The organism is Cohaesibacter celericrescens (genome assembly GCF_002866925.1).
Classification (GTDB): domain Bacteria; phylum Pseudomonadota; class Alphaproteobacteria; order Rhizobiales; family Cohaesibacteraceae; genus Cohaesibacter; species Cohaesibacter celericrescens.
The window spans coordinates 139,600-160,863 of record NZ_PKUQ01000016.1 but is presented as its reverse complement, the minus strand read 5'-3'; the positions used below and the strand labels follow the sequence as shown (position 1 = coordinate 160,863).

Annotated in this window: 19 protein-coding genes; 9 read left to right on the top strand and 10 right to left on the bottom strand. The window is 50.2% G+C overall.

What is annotated here, in order from left to right; all coding sequences use genetic code 11:
- Positions 1-67: 67 nt before the first annotated feature.
- The 3 genes from C0081_RS08690 (at position 68) to C0081_RS08680 (ending at position 3,317) form a co-directional block, all read left to right on the top strand.
- On the top strand, positions 68-1,966 hold the full coding sequence (locus C0081_RS08690) for an ABC-F family ATP-binding cassette domain-containing protein (protein WP_101533723.1): 1,899 nt from the start codon (positions 68-70) through the stop codon (positions 1,964-1,966).
- Between the two features lie 94 nt (positions 1,967-2,060).
- Positions 2,061-2,453 carry a VOC family protein gene (locus C0081_RS08685; RefSeq protein ID WP_101533423.1) on the top strand — a complete coding sequence of 131 codons (393 nt, stop codon included), beginning with the start codon at positions 2,061-2,063 and terminating at the stop codon, positions 2,451-2,453.
- 30 nt (positions 2,454-2,483) lie between these two features.
- Positions 2,484-3,317 carry an aldo/keto reductase gene (locus C0081_RS08680; RefSeq protein WP_101533422.1) on the top strand — a complete coding sequence of 278 codons (834 nt, stop codon included), beginning with the start codon at positions 2,484-2,486 and terminating at the stop codon, positions 3,315-3,317.
- Between the two features lie 20 nt (positions 3,318-3,337).
- Here the strand turns inward: C0081_RS08680 and C0081_RS08675 are convergent, their stop codons facing one another.
- The 3 genes from C0081_RS08675 to C0081_RS08665 all read right to left on the bottom strand — a co-directional run bounded on the left by C0081_RS08675 (position 3,338) and on the right by C0081_RS08665 (position 5,682).
- Positions 3,338-3,805 (bottom strand): DNA polymerase III subunit chi, encoded by a 468-nt coding sequence (locus C0081_RS08675; protein ID WP_101533722.1) that lies wholly within the window; start codon positions 3,803-3,805, stop codon positions 3,338-3,340.
- Between the two features lie 118 nt (positions 3,806-3,923).
- Positions 3,924-5,414: a leucyl aminopeptidase gene (locus C0081_RS08670; protein ID WP_101533421.1), complete on the bottom strand. Its 1,491-nt coding sequence runs from the start codon at positions 5,412-5,414 to the stop codon at positions 3,924-3,926.
- Positions 5,407-5,682, bottom strand: coding sequence for a hypothetical protein (locus C0081_RS08665; protein WP_101533420.1), 276 nt, complete (start codon positions 5,680-5,682; stop codon positions 5,407-5,409). Before C0081_RS08665 ends, C0081_RS08670 begins: the two co-directional genes overlap by 8 nt.
- Positions 5,683-5,716: 34 nt before the next feature.
- On the opposite strand from C0081_RS08665, the gene C0081_RS08660 reads away from it, so the two are divergent.
- From C0081_RS08660 to rsmA, 6 genes are all read left to right on the top strand, one after another.
- Complete coding sequence (locus C0081_RS08660; protein ID WP_146006428.1) at positions 5,717-6,952, top strand: LptF/LptG family permease; 1,236 nt, start codon at positions 5,717-5,719, stop codon at positions 6,950-6,952.
- Between the two features lie 11 nt (positions 6,953-6,963).
- The gene (gene lptG, locus C0081_RS08655) at positions 6,964-8,055 is read left to right on the top strand and encodes an LPS export ABC transporter permease LptG (RefSeq protein WP_101533418.1); all 1,092 of its coding nucleotides are present in this window, start codon (positions 6,964-6,966) and stop codon (positions 8,053-8,055) included.
- A gap of 3 nt (positions 8,056-8,058) precedes the next feature.
- Positions 8,059-10,389, top strand: coding sequence for an LPS-assembly protein LptD (locus C0081_RS08650; protein ID WP_101533417.1), 2,331 nt, complete (start codon positions 8,059-8,061; stop codon positions 10,387-10,389).
- Positions 10,390-10,549: 160 nt separating this feature from the next.
- A complete protein-coding gene (locus C0081_RS08645; protein ID WP_180966815.1) occupies positions 10,550-11,500 on the top strand; it encodes a peptidylprolyl isomerase in 951 nt (316 codons plus the stop codon).
- A gap of 126 nt (positions 11,501-11,626) precedes the next feature.
- Positions 11,627-12,631 carry a 4-hydroxythreonine-4-phosphate dehydrogenase PdxA gene (gene pdxA, locus C0081_RS08640; RefSeq protein ID WP_101533415.1) on the top strand — a complete coding sequence of 335 codons (1,005 nt, stop codon included), beginning with the start codon at positions 11,627-11,629 and terminating at the stop codon, positions 12,629-12,631.
- Positions 12,632-12,703: 72 nt separating this feature from the next.
- Entirely contained in the window at positions 12,704-13,555 is an 852-nt protein-coding gene (rsmA, locus tag C0081_RS08635) for a 16S rRNA (adenine(1518)-N(6)/adenine(1519)-N(6))-dimethyltransferase RsmA (protein WP_101533414.1), read from the top strand.
- A 17-nt stretch (positions 13,556-13,572) separates the two neighbouring features.
- Here the strand turns inward: rsmA and gmk are convergent, their stop codons facing one another.
- The 7 genes from gmk to fabD all read right to left on the bottom strand — a co-directional run bounded on the left by gmk (position 13,573) and on the right by fabD (position 20,966).
- Positions 13,573-14,205, bottom strand: coding sequence for a guanylate kinase (gmk, locus tag C0081_RS08630; protein ID WP_245417894.1), 633 nt, complete (start codon positions 14,203-14,205; stop codon positions 13,573-13,575).
- A 7-nt stretch (positions 14,206-14,212) separates the two neighbouring features.
- Positions 14,213-15,100 carry a YicC/YloC family endoribonuclease gene (locus C0081_RS08625; RefSeq protein WP_101533412.1) on the bottom strand — a complete coding sequence of 296 codons (888 nt, stop codon included), beginning with the start codon at positions 15,098-15,100 and terminating at the stop codon, positions 14,213-14,215.
- Positions 15,101-15,406: 306 nt separating this feature from the next.
- Positions 15,407-16,636 carry an endolytic transglycosylase MltG gene (gene mltG, locus C0081_RS08620; protein WP_101533721.1) on the bottom strand — a complete coding sequence of 410 codons (1,230 nt, stop codon included), beginning with the start codon at positions 16,634-16,636 and terminating at the stop codon, positions 15,407-15,409.
- Positions 16,637-17,000: 364 nt separating this feature from the next.
- Positions 17,001-18,263, bottom strand: coding sequence for a beta-ketoacyl-ACP synthase II (gene fabF / locus C0081_RS08615; protein WP_101533411.1), 1,263 nt, complete (start codon positions 18,261-18,263; stop codon positions 17,001-17,003).
- 259 nt (positions 18,264-18,522) lie between these two features.
- Positions 18,523-18,759 carry an acyl carrier protein gene (locus tag C0081_RS08610; RefSeq protein WP_101533410.1) on the bottom strand — a complete coding sequence of 79 codons (237 nt, stop codon included), beginning with the start codon at positions 18,757-18,759 and terminating at the stop codon, positions 18,523-18,525.
- A gap of 338 nt (positions 18,760-19,097) precedes the next feature.
- Positions 19,098-19,838, bottom strand: a complete 741-nt coding sequence (fabG, locus tag C0081_RS08605) for a 3-oxoacyl-[acyl-carrier-protein] reductase (protein WP_101533409.1) — start codon at positions 19,836-19,838, stop codon at positions 19,098-19,100.
- A 186-nt stretch (positions 19,839-20,024) separates the two neighbouring features.
- Positions 20,025-20,966, bottom strand: a complete 942-nt coding sequence (gene fabD, locus C0081_RS08600) for an ACP S-malonyltransferase (protein ID WP_101533408.1) — start codon at positions 20,964-20,966, stop codon at positions 20,025-20,027.
- Positions 20,967-21,264 lie beyond the last annotated feature (298 nt).

Here is a 21,264-nt window from a genome sequence, read left to right as displayed (position 1 = left end):
GTATAAACTCTCTTGATGATCTTGAATGATTGCCAAGCACTGCGAAATGAGGCAAAAGGCGCACATCATGTTGCATATAAACAATCTCACATATCGTGTCGCCGGTCGTATCCTCTTTGAGGACGCCACCCTTGTTGTACCTGAGGGTTCAAAAATAGGCCTTGTTGGCCGCAATGGAACCGGCAAGACCACGCTGTTCAAACTGTTGGTTGGCGAGCTTAGTCCAGAAAGTGGCACCACGACCATTCGCAAAGGTGCGCGCATCGGACAGGTGGCGCAGGAAGCGCCAGCGTCCGACGAGAGCTTGCTATCGTTTGTTCTGAAGGCAGACCTGGAACGCGCAGCGTTGCTGGCCGAGGCCGAAACGGCCACAGATCCGCATCGTATCGCAGATATCCATCTGCGCCTGACGGACATTGACGCCCATTCAGCCGAAAGTCGCGCCGCCACCATTCTGCATGGCTTGGGATTTGACACAGCCGCTCAGCAAAGGCCAACTAAGGATTTCTCCGGTGGTTGGCGCATGCGCGTTGCTCTGGCCGCAATTCTGTTTTCCGAACCAGACCTGCTGCTGCTTGATGAGCCGACCAACTATCTCGATTTGGAAGGTGCTCTCTGGCTTGAAAACTACATAGATCGTTATCCCTATACAGTGATGATGATCAGCCATGACCGCGACTTGCTCAACAAAGCCGTCAATCATATTGCCCACTTGGATCAACTCAAGCTAACGTCTTATCGCGGCGGCTATGACAATTTCGAACGCACCCGCCGTGAACAATTGGAACTTCAGCAGAAGATGCGGTCCAAACAATTGGACCAGCGCAAACATCTCGAAAGTTTCATCAATCGCTTCAAAGCCAAGGCAACCAAGGCAAAGCAGGCACAGAGCCGCGTCAAAGCCCTAGAAAAGATGAAACCCATCGCAGCGATGGTGGAAGATCATATCAAGCCGCTTACTTTTCCTAATCCTGAAAAGCTGATGGCCCCGCCCCTCATCCGCATGGAAAATGCGTCGGTAGGCTATGAACCTGGCAAACCGGTTCTGCGCAATCTCGATTTGCGCATTGACCCTGATGACCGTCTGGCGCTGCTGGGAGCCAACGGCAACGGCAAATCCACCTTCGCCAAGCTGATTTCAAATCGGCTCGACATCGACGACGGCCATATATTCCGCGCTGGAAAACTCAAAATCGCTTTCTTTGCCCAGCATCAACTGGATGAACTGAGGCCCGATCAAAATGCCTTTGAGCATGTCCGCCCTTTGATGCCCAATGCACCGGAATCTCGTGTTCGCGCCCGCGTCGCCCAAATGGGGTTGGGTACGGACAAAATGGATATCGCGGCCAAAAAATTATCAGGCGGCGAAAAAGCGCGCCTACTGCTCGGTCTGGCAACGTTTGATGGACCGCATCTGCTCATCCTCGATGAGCCGACCAACCACCTCGATATTGATAGCCGTGAAGCGCTGGTGCATGCCATCAATGATTATGAAGGCGCTGTGGTGCTGATTTCGCACGATCGCCATCTGATTGAAGCCTGCGTTGATCAGCTCTGGATCGTCCATGACGGCACCTGCAAGCCCTATGATGGCGATCTGGATGACTATCGCCGCCTGTTGCTTTCCAATAACAACAGCCCCGACAGCACAAAAAAAGCAAAAGCTGTCAAAAAGGAAGAAATTGCGGATCCGGAGGTCAAACAGGCCCCTGAAAAAAGGCGTTCTTCGGCAGAAAAGCGTAAGGAACAGGCACCGTTGCGCCGCAAGATTCAAATTGCCGAGCGCGATATGATCAAGATCCGCGTCCGCATTGAAAAGATCGACGAAATGCTGGCCAATCCCAATCTTTATGCAAGGTTCCCGGAAAAAGGCGCAAAACTTTCCAAAGATCGCGTCGACCTGATGGCTCTGCTGGGGAAAATCGAAGAAAAATGGCTAGAAATGTCCGAAGAAGTCGAAGATTAATGAGCAGTCAAAACCTACGTTTGGCAACGGATCAAATTTGACCAATCAGGCTTGAGACTGCTACTTTCATTGGGCTCATCAAAAGAGGAATCCAATGTCTCAATCCATGTCACTCATCGCCATTGTCGTCCGCGACTATGACGAAGCCATTGACTTCTATGTCAATAAACTAGGGTTTGACCTGGTTGACGATACCTATCAAGCAGAGCAAGACAAGCGGTGGGTCGTGGTGCGCCCCAAAGGCGCGGGGTCGACATCCCTTTTGTTGGCACGCGCCAGTACCGACCATCAGAAAAAATATATCGGGGACCAATGTGGTGGCAGAGTATTTTTATTCTTGCAAACCGATGATTTCTGGCGAGACTTCGCGCTATACAAAGAACGGAACATTACATTCGTTCGTCCTCCTCTGGAAGCGGACTATGGAACAGTGGCCGTTTTCGAAGATCTCTATGGAAATCTCTGGGATCTCGTCCAATACTCATAATACCGGCAACAACTACATTGGATTATCGACATGAAATTTGTACCGATTGGCCACGATGAAACCGTCCCTGCACTCGGTCAAGGCACATGGTTCATGGGAGATGTCGCAGATGGGCGCGCCGATGAAATAGCCGCCTTACGCCGCGGCGTCGAGCTGGGCATGAAGGTGATTGATACCGCTGAGATGTATGGCTCCGGCGCATCGGAGATTCTGGTTGGAGAGGCCATAGCCCCGATCCGCGACGATGTATTTCTGGTCTCCAAGGTTTTGCCCCACAATGCCAGCCAGACAGGCACGATCAAGGCATGCGAGCAGTCGTTAAAACGCCTCAAAACCGACCGAATTGACCTCTATCTATTGCATTGGCGTGGCCCTACCGATTTGGAAGAGACCATCGCAGCCTTCGAAGAGCTCAAACAGGCAGGCAAAATCCGCCATTGGGGCGTTTCCAATTTTGATGCTGAAGACATGGAAGAACTGTTGGACACCCCCGGTGGTGAAGAGGTGGTCACCAATCAGGTTCTGTATAATCTGACCCGTCGTGGCATCGAATGGGACCAGTTGCCACAGAGTGAAGGCGATGGCCTGTCGATCATGGCCTATTCCCCCATTGAGCAAGCCCGCTTATTGGCCATTGCACCGTTGCAAAACTTGGCAGAAGATCTCGACATCACACCTGCACAGCTGGCGCTAAGTTGGGTTCTGCGCAACCCGACTGTGATCGCCATTCCAAAAGCAGGCACTTTAAAGCATGTCGAAGAAAATGCCCGAGCGGCTGAAATTGTCCTGACACAGGATGTTCTTAACGAGCTGGATATGATTTTCCCCGCTCCGCTCGAAGCGACTTCGCTTGAAATGCTGTGAGAGATTTGAGAAGGCTTGCTTCAAGCCTTCTTTTCCCAACCACCACGATCGGTCTGTTGCCAGTAGGTCACAGGGTGCCCTGCTTGTTTGAGGATTTTCCAGCTTTGACGGGCTGAAGACAAAGCCTCTGCGCTATCACCATCAAACATCACGATGGCCCGCTCCAGACCATCCAGTAGCACCATATTCTCTTCTGGTCGCGCACCATCGACAAAAAACCGTACTTCAGCGCCATTGTCCGCTGCAATCCCCTGACTGCCAATCAAAACCGGTTGGCGGTCCGAGTGCTCGGCACTGGCCAAACCATGCGCCAGAAAGCTATCCTCGCGCCACGTCCAAAGATGGGTATCAAGCACATTGGCTCGCTCTTGCCCGCCCGTCTGCACAAAGGCCTTCCAGCCCTTCTGCAGACATTTGTCGAGCAAAAGCGGTAAAGTTGCTTCCAATGGCTGCATCTGAAGATGATAAAAGAAAATTTCGGCTGACATGGAACGGCCTTTTGTTGGTCTTTCAACCTTGTTTAGCATGACAGGCAATGCAAACAAAAGGGCCCACATGATATGCGAGCCCCAATCTTACAATTAGCGACAGAATAAGTCGGTCCGATCAAACTTCATAATTGTCTTTGACCATGCGATCCAACAGACGAACGCCATAGCCTGAAGCCCAGCCTTGGCTAGTGGCGGTCTTTGGAGAATCCATCGCGGTGCCTGCCACATCAATATGCACCCAGTCCACATCGCCCACAAAGCGTTTGAGGAACTGCGCAGCTGTAATTGAGCCTGCCCAACGCCCTCCAGTGTTTTTCATGTCGGCAAATTTGCTGTCAATAAGCTTGTCATATTCCTTGGCGAGCGGCAAACGCCAGACGGTTTCCCCAGTCACTTCACCAGCATCGCTCAACTGATCACACAGCGCATCATTATTTGAAAAAATGCCGGCATTCTGAGTGCCTAGTGCCACCAAAACCGCACCCGTCAGAGTGGCAAGATCAACCATAAAACGTGGTTTAAAGGTCTCTTTGGCATAATGCAGCAAATCGCACAGCACCAAACGCCCTTCAGCGTCTGTATTGATCACTTCAATCGTCTGACCTGACATGGATTTAACGATGTCGCCTGGCCGCATGGCGTTGCCATCAGGCATATTCTCAACAAGACCAATAATGCCGATAGCATTGACCTTTGCCTTGCGCGCAGAAAGCGCATGCATGAGACCGGTCACAGTAGCCGCGCCCCCCATATCGCCTTTCATGTCTTCCATGCCACCGGCTGGTTTGATGGAAATACCACCGGTATCGAAGACCACGCCTTTACCCACAAAAACCACAGGAGCGTCGTCTTTCTTACCGCCGTTCCACTTTATAATAGCAACACGAGGAGGACGCTCAGAGCCTTGCGCAACGCCTAACAGCGCCCGCATACCCAATTTTTCCAGTTCGGTTTGTTTGAAAATTTCGACCTTTGCACCCACCGCTTCAAGCGCCTTGGCCTTGGCTGCAAATTCTTTAGGGCCGAGGACATTGGCCGGTTCATTGACCAAATCGCGCGCGAGCAATGTGCCATCAGAGACAACGGAATCAGTCTCCCACGCTTTAGCAGCCCCTTCATGGTCGGCGCACAAGACAGTAGCAGCAAGCGCTGACTTTTGTTTCTTTGGTTTGCCCTTCTCGGTTTTGTATTTGTCAAAATCATAGGCACGCAGTTTCATACCCATCGCCACCAGCGATACGGATGCAGCATTGATATCAACGCCGTCAATCTCGGCAATGATTGAAGCTTTGTTCACCCCTTTATGCTGCCCCATGACCGTGCCGCCAAGGCGCAAAAAGTCACACTCAGAAAGCGTTTCTTCTCCGACACCCACAACAACAATCTGGTCCAGATCCAAACCAGCAGGTGCAAGAATCGTAATGCTCTTTGCAAGTTCGCCTTTGAAGTCGGCGGCTTTGATGGCGCGGTTTACAGCACCCGAACTTGCCTCATCCAAACCACGAGCGATAGAGCCAAGCACAAGGGACTTGCCAACGAACAAAGCAACAGAACCGTGGTTGGGAACAGTCAGGGGATGGAACTTGATCACAGGAAGCTTAGCCATTGGCAATCACATCTTTCATATCTTGGAAGCCTTCCAAACGGTCACACCGCTCAGGAAGAAGCAAAGGAGGAGAATGGTTTCCAATAATGTGGAGCCTTGAGCCGCCAAGTTCAAGTCGCAGCACCCCAACATGATCAAACACTTGTGATATATACATAAGAAAGATATACGCATGTCGGCAGCTGGCAGCAATGTGATCGAGCAAATAGCTAAAAAGGCTTGCTACTGATAAGCCTTCCGCGCCATAAAACCACCACATCCAAATCATAGTGAACGAGTCCAACCAAGTCGAAACACGGTTTATGAAGCTTATTGAACGTTACATATTCATGCGCACGGTCACGGCCTTTTTAATGACGGTCACAGCCCTGACTGCAATCGTCTGGCTAACGCAAGCCTTGAGCGACCTGGATTTGGTGACGGCGAAAGGCCAAACCATACTGATTTTCCTATCGATGACTTCGTTGGTGCTACCGACATTGGTGATGGTCATTGCGCCGTTTGCTGTGATGATTGCGGTCGCGCATACCTTGAACAGCCTCAACGCGGACAGTGAACTTGTGGTGATCAATGCAACCAGCGCACCTCCTTGGGTCGTCGTCAAACCGATTTTGATCATGGGTCTTGTTGCGACCCTGTTGGGCGCAAGTCTAAGCCTCTATGCAGCCCCCCGAGCGCTAGGGTCTTTGCGCGGGTTCATCACTCAAGTGCGGGCCGATTTGGTGGCCAGCATCGTCAAAGAAGGCATTTTCACCGAAATCGAAGAAGGAATGACCTTCCACATTCAAAAACGCGAGCCCAACGGCATCATGCGCGGTCTCTTTCTGTCTGATGAACGGGACCCTCAAAAACCCATCATCTATTCATCAGAATTTGCTCAAATCATTGAAACCACAGACGGTACATTCCTTAAAATGGAACGCGGCACCATCCAGCAGCAAATACCCAAACAGCAAGATGGTGAAAATGACCCGGAACAAAGCCCTGACTTTTCTTCCGTCAACATTATCAACTTTGATTCCTATGCAATCGACCTGACCAAATTTACAGGCGTGAGCGAAAGTAGCAGCCGATTCTTGAAACCGAGAGAAAGGACGACGCATTCCCTTCTCAACCCAGATATCAATGACAAACTGTATTTGAGTCAAAAGGACGGTTCCAGATCCGAATTGCATGATCGCTTTACCAACCCTCTGTACAATTTGGTGTTCGCCTGTGTGATAACCGCATTTTTGGCTCAGGTCCGCACCACACGCGAACGCCGTGGCAACGCCATCCTCATCGCAATTCTTCTGGCAGCAAGCTTGCGCTTGGCAGGGTTTGCAACCACAAGCCTAGCCATTCAAACCCCTTATGCCGTACCTTTTATGTATATCCTGCCGCTTTCGGCGATTGTTTTGAGTCTTTGGGTTGCCGTGACAGGCCGGCGTTTGGTTTTCATTGACAATCTGATCCGCAAAATGGAATTGTTAAACCCTCACATATTGAATAAACTCAACAAAATGCGTAGCAACCGTCAAACGCCAAACGCGATTTAGAGCCAGACCTCATGTTGCCAAACATCATATCCCTCTATATTGCCCGGCGTTTCTTATCGACGATCCTTGCCATGTTTTTTGGCTGTTTTCTGCTGGTGCTTCTTGTTGATTTTGTTGAATTGATTCGCCGTGGCGGCAACAAAGAAACTGCGGATATATTTAGCCTGTTTCTCATGTCATTGTATCGTGTACCGGAGCTAACCGAACGCATACTGCCCTTTGCAACTTTGTTTGGCTCGATCACTGCGTTCCTCAATCTCTCTCGTCGATTAGAACTGGTGATTGTACGCGCCTCTGGCATGTCTGCTTGGCAGTTTATGAGGCCTGCACTTTTGGTCGCAGCGGGTTTAGGCATCTTCGCCTTTGCCGTTTACAACCCGGCTTCTGCTTATTTAAAGGACCTCTCGCTTGAAATCGATGCACGTATTTTTGGCGCAAGTTTTTCAATGAGCGGACAAACCGCAAGTCAGGGGTGGGTTCGCCAAAAAGGTGAAGATGGCGACTCGATATTAAAAGCCATCACCAGCTTCGATAATGGGCGCCAACTGGGCGGCGTGACGGTTTTCTCCTATGACAAGGAGGGAAATTTTATTGAAAGGGTAGACGCCAGATCAGGCCGCCTTAGATCAGGATACTGGGCATTGACAGATGTTCTCGTCAGCTCCGCCAGCAATGCCCCTCGTCAATATGATTCCTATTTAGTGAGCACCCATCTCACTCCCGAAGAAGCCAATGAGACCATCGCCAACCCAAATTCAGTTCCGTTTTGGGAATTGCCTGCAATTATAAATCAAGCGAGTCGCTCGGGCCTCCCAGCACACAAATATCGCCTGCGTTATCAAACCCTATTGGCCCGTCCTCTCCTTCTGGCTGCAATGGTCCTGATCGCTGCAACCGTGTCTTTGAAAGTTTTTCGCTTCGGGAATGTGGGTAAAATGATTCTGGGTGGTGTTCTGGCAGGCTTCGTGCTTTATGTTGTGACAGAACTGGCAAAAGATTTGGGAAATACAGGACTGGTTAACCCAATTCTGTCAGCTTGGCTTCCAGCGATTGTTGCGTCCTTAATAGGATTCTCGATTTTGTTATATCAGGAGGACGGATAAAGTATGCGTGGTACCGTCCAGATCGCATGTTTGGGTAGAATGAATAAGTGCTCGGGGAGTGTGCCCCGACTGCGCACGTTTTTGCTCGCCTCGGTTTTTCTCGTTACTCCGGCCTCCTTCTCAAACGTTGTCGCCCAGAGCCTCCCATCCGAGCTGAAAATTTCCAAACCAGACGAAGACACACGCATGTTGGTCGAAGCTGATCAAATGGTCTATGATTATGACCGTGAGCGTGTGTCCGCCCTCGGAAATGTACAAATCTATTATGGCGTTTATGCCCTGCAAGCTGACAAGGTCGTCTACGACCAAAAGTCCGCACGCCTAGTGGCAGAAGGCAACGTCCGTATTACTGAGCCCAGTGGCAATGTCATTACGGCCAACTATATCGACATCACCGACGATTTTCGTACCGGTTTTGTCCGCTCCTTGCGCGTTCAAACGCCAGACAAAGCGCGTATCGCAGCAGATCGTGCTGAAAAGCAGGATGACGACATCACCGTCTTTGATAAAGCGGTTTACACCACATGCGAGCCCTGTCGCGAGAATCCTAAAAAATCCCCGCTGTGGCAGATCAAAGCATCGCGGATCATCTATAACACCAAAGACAAGATGGTCTATTACAAAGCAGCCAAGCTTGAGTTCCTCGGCGTACCACTGCTCTATACACCCTACTTTGCCCATCCGGATCCATCGCGTAAACGCAGTTCAGGTTTCCTGACGCCCAATGTCGGTTATGACAGCACGCTTGGCTACCACGCGAGCGCACCATATTTTTGGGCTCTGTCTGACAGCTACGATGTAACATTCTCGCCGACCTATTATTCCAAACAAGGCCTGCTGGCATCTACGACGTGGCGGCATCATCTGGGCACAGGACTTTATAACGTTCGCCTTTCCGGCATTTATCAAAACGATCCAGATGCCTTTTCAGGAGCAAGTGGCGACCAAGAATACCGTGGCGCCATTGATTCCGCTGGTGAATTCAATCTGTCCAAACAATGGAAGTTTGGTTGGGATGTCTCAATCATGTCCGACAAGCGCTTTGAGCGCGACTATGATTTGATCGATGATGATGAAGACAAGCGCTCCACCATCTATCTTGTTGGGCAGGGCGAGCGCAATTATTTTGACGCTCGGGCAAATTATTACAACATCATGACCGATAGCCTGAGCCAATCGGATCAAGCCATCATTCATCCTTCTATCGACTACAGCGCCTATGCTAAATCACCCATTCTGGGTGGAGAAGGTCGGTTGAAAGTCAACTCCACATCCATTACCCGCGATTCGACCAGTTCAACCACAGTTGGTGGCGTAACGCGAACTGACGGGGTACAAGGCACCTACAATCGCACCAGTGTTGAAGCCAGTTGGAAACGGAAAATAATTGCGCCAGGTGGCCAAGTAATCACACCATTTTCCTCTCTACGCGGCGATGCCTATTGGATGCCTAGTAAATCAGGTGCGCCAGCAGCTCTTGTCGATGAAGATTTCGCTTTCCGCGGCATACCGACCGTAGGCCTTGACTATCGTCTGCCAATCTTGGCGACGAGCGGCACTACGTCCCATATTTTTGAGCCTATAGCGCAAATTATCGTTCGGCCCAATGAAGCAAAAATAGGTGAAGTGCCAAATGACGACGCTCAGAGCCTAGTGTTCGACGACAGTATCCTGTTTGATCCGGACAAATTCTCAGGTTATGACCGAGTAGAAGGTGGAACCCGCGCCAATATTGGCTTCCAATATCGTATGCAGATGGCTTCAGGGTGGTCTGTCAATGCACTTGGTGGACGTTCATTCCAATTGGCCGGGCGCAATTCTTTTGCCACAGAAGACCTGACCAGTACCGGACTGGATAGTGGGCTAGACACAAAGGTATCGGACTATGTCGGACGCGTTGGCATTAGCTCCAACAAAGGCTTTTCGGCTATTGCCCGCGGTCGGTTAGACTCCAATAATGCAGAACTCAAATATGCGGCAGTGGAAGCAAGCCTTTCAAACGACCGCTATACAGGCTCTCTGAGTTATTCCTTCACAGACAAACGCCCGTCGGCAGGAGTCACCACAGTACGACAGCAAATTACGGCAAGCGCGTCTGCCAAATTTGCTGATTACTGGAGTTTGGAGGGATCAAGCCAGTATGACATCATCGAGCGCGGGCTTATTAGCGGTTCACTGGGATTGAAATATGATGATGAGTGCTTCGGGATCAGCCTAAAATATTCTCACGAACGCGATATTTATACAGATTCAGACAGCGAACAATCTATAAAGCTGCAAGTAGATTTCAAATCTCTTGGCGGTGGAACCGCGAGCCATTCATTTGACGATTAATATTTTTTAGGTCTTCAGATCGCCGCAATCCTGAGCTTAATTGCGTCCCCGTCTGGATTTTTTATCCTCTAGATGCAATGATCTTGGCGACATGCCCCTGCCTCATGCCTATGGGGCATTGAGCAACCAAAATGATAGCAGCATAATTGCGAGCCAATCCATGAAGCACAATAAACTGACAGAGACGTTTCTGATTCTTTCCCTGACCCTGTGCATGCTTATATTGCCTGGGCAAATTGATCATGCGCGTGCCAGCAGCATCGTCGCAATTGTCAACGGTGCCGTCATTACAGATTTTGACATCGGGCAACGCCAGAAGCTGGAGCGTCTGTTGTCCGGTGGCAAGAAACGTCTTGGTCGTACGTCAGCGATCAATGCTCTGATTGAAGACAAACTTAAACTCATCGAAGCACGCAACCGGAAGATGAGTGCAACCGACAAACAAGTTGACACTGCTCTGACCAACATGGCGCGCAATGTGCGAATGACTGAGAAGCGCTTAGTTGGCATTTTCAAACAGGCAGGGATCAACAAGGAAACCGTGAAAGACTGGCTTAAAGTCCAAATTTCTTGGCGCGCCTTGATTGATGCACGCTTCAATGCGCAGGTCCGCGTGGAAGAAGCCGATATTGTAAAGGCGCTCCGCAAAGATAATGCGAAAGACAGCAAAGACTCAGTCAAAAATTCAGTGGAATTTGACCTCATCAAGGTCCTTTTTGTTACCCGCGCCAAAGCGTCCAACCGAGAAACCAGCCAACGACTAACAGAAGCCAAACGTTTCCGCGCATCTTTTGCGTCCTGCACCAAAGATGTCGATACAGCGCGACGCCTAAAAGATGTTGCTGTAAGCCGCATTGGACGCCGTAATTCATCCGATCTACACCCAGAAATTGCAAAAACATTGCGTGACACACCACTCAATAAATTGACACCTCCGACGAAAGTCGATAACGGATATGAGATGTTAGCGGTTTGTGGGAAAAAAGACCTTGGAAAACAGGCAACACTTCGCAGCGAAGCAGAAACCAAACTCAAGGATGAGCAAGGCAAAACCTTGTCTCGAAAATATCTGCTGGAACTGCGTTCAAACGCGATCATTGAAAAACGCTAGCAATCGTTGGCTTTCACTACCATTCACTTTATCTCGCGCTGAAACCAGCGCGAACAAGGAGCGATAGATCAAGCCGCTTGGCTAAAGACATTCGCTTCACTTAACCATTTTAATCAGGATCCCGATATGCCCTCCAAATCCGACATCATTGCACTCTCCATGGGTGAACCCGCCGGTATTGGCCCCGAAATCGTACTCAAAGCATGGCTTGCCAGTGAAAAAGAGGGCATTAGCCCCTTTGCCGTCTTTGGTGACCCTGAACTCCTAGCCAGCCGTGCCAGAATGTTTGGCTTGTCTGTACCAATTCGCGTTTGCACTCTGGAAGAAGCGTTTGATGCTTTCCCGATGACATTACCTGTTATCCCTCTGGAAAACGCCATGACCGACAATCCCGGTGTGTTGGAAGTGTCCAATGCTGCTGGCGTTATTGAAGCCATTGAGAAAGCCACTGCTGCGGTTCTATCCGGTGATGCAAAAGCTGTGGTCACCTGCCCAATCCAGAAAAGCAACGTATATAAAGCAGGCTTTAAGCACCCCGGCCATACTGAATATCTTGGCTACTTGGTTGAAAAAATGACCGGCAAAAAGGCCAATCCGGTCATGATGCTTGCTGGCCCTGAATTGCGTACAGTACCTGTAACCGCCCATATGCCAATCAGCAAAGTGTCGGAGGCCTTAACAAAAGAGCGCATTGAAGAAGTGGCCCTCATTGCCGCCCATGATTTAAAAATGCGCTTTGGGATTGCCAACCCGCGGATTGCGGTCGCCGGTCTTAACCCACATGCAGGTGAAGAGGGTGCAATGGGCACAGAGGACGCAGAAATCATTGCTCCCGTCGTCAAAAAATTGCGTGACGCTGGACACCGCATTTCTGGCCCCTACCCTGGTGATACACTTTACCACAAGAAAGCCCGCGAAACGTATGATGCAGCTCTGGCGATGTATCATGATCAGGCGCTCATCCCAGTTAAAACCATTGGCTTTGACGAAACAGTCAACGTCACGCTGGGGCTTCCATTCATTCGCACATCACCGGACCACGGCACTGCGATTGATATTGCTGAAAAGGGCATCGCGAACCCATCCAGCTTGATCGCGGCTCTCAAGCTTGCAAGCAGTTTAAAATCTTAAGAAAAGCCAGAATCAAACCACTAGCGTTATCTGATGAGATTCTGATCATGGCATTTGGAGCTGACAGGCGAAATGGCACAAATAGACAATCTTCCGCCATTGCGGGATGTCATAGAGCGACATGACCTGCGCGCCAAGAAGAGCCTTGGACAGAATTTCCTGCTGGATCTCAACTTAACCTGTCGCATCGCGCGTGCGGCAGGCGATCTTTCCAACCATACCGTGATCGAAGTGGGGCCTGGACCGGGTGGGTTGACACGCGCCCTATTGCACGAAGGGGCAAAGAAAGTCATCGCTATCGAGATGGACCCACGCGCCATGGGAGCCCTACAAGAAATTGCAGACCATTATCCGGGTCGCCTCGATATCATTCAGGGTGACGCTTTAAAGGTTGATGTGACCGAGTTGGCACCTGAAGGGCCGGTGCGTATTGTTGCGAATCTTCCCTACAATGTTGGCACACAACTACTTCTTGGTTGGCTGGAACAAGACGCCTGGCCTCCCTTTTACGATTCACTCACATTGATGTTCCAGAAAGAAGTGGCCGAACGCATAACCGCAACTGAGCAAGACAAGGCCTATGGCCGCCTCGGAGTGATTGCAGGCTGGCGCACCCATGCGGATAAGCTTTTTGACGTTTCAAGAGAAGCCTTTAGTCCGCCACCAAAAGTGACATCTTCCATCGTCCACCTGACACCCAAATCCAATCCCTTGCCTTGCAAGTTGAGATATTTGGAAAAGATCACCGCAGCCGCTTTCGGCCAGCGCCGCAAAATGCTGCGCCAGAGTCTCAAGAGTTTGGGTGTGGATCATTTGGCGTTGCTAGAAGAAGCCGGTCTTTTGCCGACACAGCGCGCCGAAACTGTGCCGGTTGATCAATTCGTTTCAATGGCCAACATATTGGCGCGTATCAAGCCTGATTGAAACAATCAGAACTCAACCTATTTTAACATGCCATCCACAAATGCCCGCGCGCCTATGACGCGCTCGCGTTTATGACGCTCAGCTTCGACAATAGCAGAAACCGCACCGAAGGCTTTTTCAAGATCATCGTTGATGATGACATAGTCATATTCATCCCAGTGACTGATTTCGATGCGTGCATTCTCCAGACGCCGAGCAATGACATCTTCCGCATCCTCAGCCCGCCGCACCAAACGGCTTCTCAATTCGGCGATTGATGGCGGCAGAATAAAAATGGAAACAACATCTTTGCGGGCAGCTTTCTTGAGCTGCAAGGTCCCCTGCCAGTCGATATCAAACAGAACATCCTGTCCCTTTGACAAGGCTTCTTCGACTGGATCTCTCGGCGTGCCGTAAAAATTGGAATGAACTTCCGCCCATTCGAGCAAATCACCACGATCTCTCATCGCATGGAATTGGCGTTCGGAGGTAAATTGATAATGCACGCCATCAATCTCGCTACCGCGTTTGGTGCGTGTGGTGGCAGATACAGAAAGCTGAAGATTGCGATCACTGTCTAACAAATGACGACAAATGGTCGACTTCCCAGCCCCTGAGGGCGAAGAAAGGACCAGCATCAAGCCGCGGCGGATCATGGTGTCTTGCATCATATCTATATCACTCAACATTCTGAATTTGTTCGCGTAACTGCTCGATAGCTGCTTTGAGTTCAAGGCCAATCGCGGTCAGACTGGTATCATTGGATTTAGCACAAAGCGTATTGGCTTCACGGTTGAACTCCTGCGACAAAAAATCGAGCTTCCTGCCAACGGGCTTATCGTCAACCAGCAGCGTACGTACCGCAGCACAATGAGCATAAAGCCGATCCAGTTCTTCCCGAATATCTGCCTTGCCCGCAAGCAAAACAGCCTCTTGATAAAGCCGATCTTCATCAAAACCTTTGTCATTTTCTAGAATGCGCTCAATCTGCTGCCGCAATTTTGCTTGGATAGCGTCTGCAGACCGTGCGGGGCACTCCTCAGCCTGCCGTGTGAGCATTTCCAGTTCACTCACCCGTTGCAAAACAATTTTCTCAAGCGCAGCGCCTTCTTTGCTGCGCATCACTTCCAGATCGGAGACTGCTTCCTTAAAGTTATCCTGGATCGCTTTAAGAAGCCCCCTACGGACATCTTCGCTCTCTTCTTGTTCTACGGGCTCCATCACACCTTTGATCGACAATAAGCCATCAAGGCTGGGTTTTTTAACGTCGAGACGTCCTTCAACCATTGCCATCGCACTCAGCACTGCATCAAGAACATGCTCATTGACACGCAGAGTGTGGGTATTCGCATCCTGCTGCACAGTCAAATTCACAAAACAGGACCCGCGGGACAAGCGTTCGCTCATCAACGCACGCACAGGCCGATCCAATTCGTCATAGCCTGGAGGTAAACGAAAACGCAAATCCAGTCCCTTGCCATTCACCGTCTTGATCTCCCAAGTCCAGCGATAGGTCTCATAGGTCCCATTGGCGCGGGTGAAACCGGTCATGCTAACAAGCGTCATGATATTCAGTCCTTGGCAGACAGCCGAAACAAGTATCTCGTCCGTGCAGGTTAAATCGTTGGACTACAATCAGAAACCGGCAGCAAACTGTCAAGCATTCTACGACTAAAACCCCATTCTAACGCCGTCTTTAGAAAAGGTATCAACAATAGCTTGATGTAAACAGCCTATACCGACGGCTTGCTGTCGTCCCAAAAAAAAATGGGTACGAAGCCAAGCAACGCACCCAAATATAATCGTAAACAAGCACTGCCGAGACGGACATCCTATTTGCAAGCACAGGGGTGTTATAAACCATTCAGGCTTTTACTCGGACGGTTGCTCTTTTAAGTCCTTGATGCGTTGCTTTTCGATCTCGCGCCAGCGTTTAACGTTTAAATTATGCTGTTTCAGCGTTTCCGCAAAGACATGCCCTCCGGTGCCATCAGCAACAAAGAACAAATCATTGGTCCGGCTTGGGTTGGCAACCGCTTCCAAAGCCGCACGTCCGGGGTTGGCAATTGGTCCGGGCGTTAAACCGGGAATATGATAGGTATTGTAATCGGTCTTTTTATCCAGATCCGAGCGAAAAATCGGGCGCCCCTTCGGTTTACCCTTGCCACCAAAAACACCGTAAATAACAGTCGGATCTGATTGCAGCTTCATGCCTTGATTGAGCCGGTTGATAAAGACGCCAGCAACACGTGTGCGCTCGCTAGCCTGCCCTGTTTCCTTCTCGACGATGGAAGCCAGAGCAACCATTTCTTCTTTGTTGGCCAATGGCAGGTCCGGAGCACGCCGCTCCCAAATTTCGTTCACAGCGCGATTCCGAGCGTTCATCATGCGCTTGAGTATTTCAGCGCGGGACGTGCCACGCGAGAATTTATAGGTCTCAGGCAAGACCGAACCTTCAGCTGGTACCTCTTTCAGGTCCCCCACCAAAATTTCGTGGTCCTTAAGCACCTCAGCAACCTGATAAGACGTATATCCTTCAGGAATGGTCACCGAATGGAGGATCGACTTTCCTGATGTGAGAATATTCATAACCTGATGCATCGACAGGCCGGGGCTAAATAAATACTCGCCGGCTTTAAGCGCGGTTTCCTGACGATACAGCTTAACGCCATATTCAAAAACGGTCTTGTTGCTGATGACATTCTGACGCTCGAGAATGCTGGAGATGGTTCCAAGCCCAGTGCCACGGCTGACGAGAATCGTTCTTTCCTGCGTCAGAGGACCTTTTTCAATGAAGCTTTGTTTGCCAAAATACAGCACACCAGCGACAACGATCACACCAAGCAGCAACACCGAAAGCACAAAATTCATAAACACAACAACGGGATGTCGGACGGCCTTGGATCGGCTTGGTGGTGGTGGCGGAGTTTCTGGTTCGATTGCCTGTCTTGCGCTTTTGGGGCCTCTGACCTGAGCATTGTTAGCAACAGCTACAGGAGACGCATCACTCTCGTCTGACGCCGACAGCTCCTTCACATCATCTGCAGCTTCGACAACGTCTGAGCTATCTTCGCGTTCTGCTTTATCGTCCCGATCGACCATATCGTCAGAGACTTCCTTGGTCTCTTCGACCTCAAGACCGTTTTGAGCCGCGTCGTTCGCATCAGTCTGCTCGTCTGACGTTTGCGTCGGTCTTTTGTCTTTATCATTGGTCTCGTCAACCATGTCAGCCTCGAGTCAATTAAATTGATCTTACGCTAAGCTCGAATACAATCAGCCTTGCCTGAAATCGCAAAGCCTCAATCCAATAGCGGCCTTTAGAAATGACCAACAAAACAAGGCCATTTTGCAGCTAATGAACCATTCGGCCATTTAAGTATGTGTGATTTTGAACGGCTAAGCACCATTCATGGCAAAAAAGAGACGGCACAGATTCCGCCTCTCCTACGCTCTTATCTGTAAAGGCCTATTTGACTGACCGGAACATTAGGGATGCATTGGTACCCCCAAAGCCAAAAGAGTTGGACAAGACAAGGTCAATATCCATTTTTTTCGCTTTATGAGGGACCAGATCAATCTTCGTTTCAATGGACGGATTGTCTAGATTGAGTGTTGGTGGCGCGATTTGGTCGCGAATCGCCAACATCGAGAAAATGGCTTCGACCGCACCAGAAGCACCGAGCAAATGCCCAATGGCTGACTTGGTGGAAGACATTGTCAATCCTTCTGCACCATCTCCAACCAGACGTTCAACCGCCCGCAATTCAATCTCATCTCCCAATGGTGTCGAAGTCCCGTGTGCATTGACATAATCAATCTCATCGGGACCGACACCAGCCCGTTTCAAAGCTGCAGTCATGCAGCGGAAGGCACCATCACCATCTTCAGAAGGCGCTGTGATATGATGCGCATCCCCAGACATGCCATATCCAACCACTTCAGCATAGATTTTTGCACCGCGTGCGACCGCATGTTCATATTCTTCAACCACAACGACACCCGCACCTTCACCCATCACAAAGCCGTCACGATCTTTGTCGTAGGGTCGAGATGCTTTTTCCGGTTCATCGTTAAAGTGGGTCGACAGCGCACGGCAAGCCGCAAAACCAGCAAGCGAGAGACGGCCAAGGGGGGATTCGGTCCCTCCAGCAACCATAACATCAGCGTCGCCCAGTGCGACCAAACGCGCAGCATCACCAATTGCATGAGCGCCGGTAGAACAGGCTGTCACCACAGAATGGTTGGGTCCTTTGAGACCATGACGAATGGAGACATAACCAGACGCTAGGTTAATCAATCGACCGGGAATAAAAAATGGACTGATCCGACGAGGGCCTTTTTCCTGCAATTCATAGGCGCCCTTTTCGATACCAAGCAAACCACCGATACCAGATCCGATCATGACACCCGAAGTGATTTGATCTTCATAGCTTTCCGGATGCCAGTTTGCATCGGCCAAAGCCTGATCCGCAGCGGCCATAGCATAGAGAATGAACCCATCTACTTTACGCTGTTCCTTGGGGGACATGACGTCGTCGGGATTGAATGTACCATTTGATCCATCCCCGAAAGGCAATTGACAAGCAATCTGACAGGCAATGTCATCACATTTAAAGCCAGTTGCTTTCCCGGCTCCACTCTTGCTCGCCAGAATATTGGACCATGTCGTCTCAACCCCATTTCCAAGTGGGCTAACCATCCCTAGGCCGGTCACGACAACTCGTCTCATCCTAACTCTCCGATCATCCTTGTTCATAGTCTCGCCTCTACCAGCCACATACAGGGGGCGAGTGAGTTTTCAACTCTATAACCCGAAAAATCGGGAGGAGTAAGCATTATTCGACACTTATTCATTTCAGACTCGTTCTTTACACGCAAGCGAGGCCTGTACAAATTGCCCGAACAAAAAAATCCGGAAGGAGACATGCCCCATCCGGATCCAAATCGATCAATGATATCCCGAGTTGTCAGGATACATTGTAAACCAATTAGCTTGCTGCTTTGGTCAGGAAGGAGACAGCATCGCCAACAGTCTGAATGGTTTCAGCAGCATCATCAGGAATTTCGGTGCCGAATTCTTCTTCGAACGCCATAACCAGCTCAACAGTGTCAAGGCTGTCTGCGCCCAGATCGTCAATGAAGCTTGCTGTGTCGGTAACTTTTTCAGCGTCAACGCCGAGATGTTCGATCACGATTTTTTTTACGCGTTCAGCGATATCGCTCATGTTATTTCCTCAAATTTAGCATTCGATCAAGTTTGGAAAAACAGCTTGCTTTGGCCAATTGCCGCACAAATCACTTTCCCGATTATGTACATATCCAATTGGCCTGAAGGATCTAACCAAAGATCCGCTGTTTCAGGCACCAGGTTATTCAACCACTTCCAAATCAGCCAGAAACACGGCTTTCACAGGAATTCGCGCGGTTCGTAACACACTTTCTTGCGCTTGAGAAGATCAGGAATTGCGTTCGAAAGCAATTGTCTTTCTCATCCCAAGTCTTTTCCCTTGAAATACGACACAGTGCGCAGCAGAAAATAGAGCACATTCGTATCCCAAAAACACTAGATCATTGCCATGCCGCCATTGACGTGCAGGGTTTGACCCGTGACATAGGCCGCTTCATCGCTGGCCAGATAAACCGCAGCAGCGGCAATTTCGTCAGGCGTCCCCATGCGGGAAGCCGGAATAGAAGCATTGATCGCCTCCTGTTGAGCATCATTCAAGCGATCGGTCATGGCCGTTTTGATGAAGCCAGGAGCAATGCAGTTCGCGGTGATGCCACGCGAAGCAACTTCTTGCGCCAAAGACTTGGTCATGCCGATCATACCCGCTTTTGCAGCGGCATAATTACCCTGCCCGGGGTTTCCCGTCACACCGACAATCGATGTAATCCCGATGATTCGGCCATTCCGGCGCTTCATCATGCCACGAAGAACAGCACGAGAAAGACGCATAGCTGAGGTCAAATTAACGTTGATCACTTGATCCCAGTCTTCATCCTTCATCCGCATAAACAACCCATCACGCGTGATACCCGCATTGTTTACGAGAATATCCAGCTGCCCCATCGCCTTTTCAGCATCGCCAGCAAGTGCGGCAACTGATTCAGGATCAGACAAATTGGCTGGTGTAATGAAGACACGCTCTCCGCCGAGCTTATGCGCCACTTCTTCCAAGACTTCCACACGCGTACCAGACAGAGCGACCGTCGCACCCTGTTTGTGCAGAGCGGCTGCGATCGCTTCACCAATTCCGCCGCTAGCGCCAGTGACAAGGGCGCACTTTCCACTCAGATCAAACATAGCATTTCCCTCTTTGGATCAAATATCTCATGGTCCACGGCCTTGACCGCAACGAACCGAACATAGATAGACCCGTTTTTCTCGCTTTACAGGGTCATTCCCAAGCAAGATCATTTCCCGACGCGCCCCGAAGGGCTGTCTCTGGGCGGGAAATATAGTAGATTATTTTGGCGATGCAATCATAGATCAGACGAGTTTTTCCAGTGCAGCATCAATATCAGCGGGCTCGCCAACATTGACAGTTGCAATGCCCTTAACAATCCTACGCGCAAGTCCCGTCAAAACTTTACCCGTTCCGATTTCAAACAGACAATCAACACCGTTGTTCGCCAACCACATCACAGACTCAGACCAACGGACCATGCCAGTCACTTGCTCAACGAGATGTTTGCGGATTGCTTCTGGATCATCCACAGAGCTCGCCAAAACATTTGCCACCAGTGGAACACTAGGTTTGTTGATAGTTACGCCCGCGAGTGCCTCAGCCATGACGTCTGCTGCTGGGGCCATCAAAGCACAATGGAAAGGTGCACTAACAGGCAACAAAAGTGCGCGTTTAGCACCCTTTTCCTTGGCAAGAACGGCGGCCCTTTCAATCGCAGCCTTGGCACCGGAAATCACCACCTGCCCTGTCGCGTTATCATTGGCGACCTGACAGACCTCACCCTCGGCGGCAGCAGCTGCAACGGCGCGCGCATCTTCAATCGTCAAACCAAGGATAGCCGCCATTGCGCCTTCCCCAACCGGCACAGCCTTCTGCATCGCATCCCCACGGATACGCAACAAACGAGCTGTATCAGAAAGGCTCAAAGCGCCAGATGCAGCAAGCGCGGAATACTCACCAAGTGAATGGCCGGCGACAAATGACACTTTGTCTGCCAATACCAAGCCCTTTTCTTCCAAAACGCGCATAGCGGCAATCGACGCGGCCATAAGAGCAGGCTGGGCGTTGCTTGTGAGAATCAACTCGTCAGTTGGTCCGTTCCACATTACATCCGACAGTTTCTCACCCAACACATCGTCTACTTCTTCATATACGGCGCGGGCGACTGAAAACTCATCCGCCAATGCTTTGCCCATACCAACAGCTTGACTACCCTGACCGGGAAAAGTGAATGCAATACTCATTTCGTCTCCAACCTTATTCGGAAATGCATTTACGCACTCCGCTCGTTGACCCAGCCACATCTTATCTCGATATGATTCGGTTTTATTTTTGTTGCCTACAAAGTCAGCTGCTGTCCCTGCGCTGCGTTCATCGCTAAATAAACGCGCTCTTTGCTCGCTCGACTGCCATTTCTGACACTTTTGTGACATATCGCATCGCTATTGGCGGCATTGCCCACAAGAGTCAAGGCTTGCTGCTCGTTGCTGTTCGAAAAGTCGCTCTTTTATACTTTAATCTAACATTATGCACTTTCTCTCC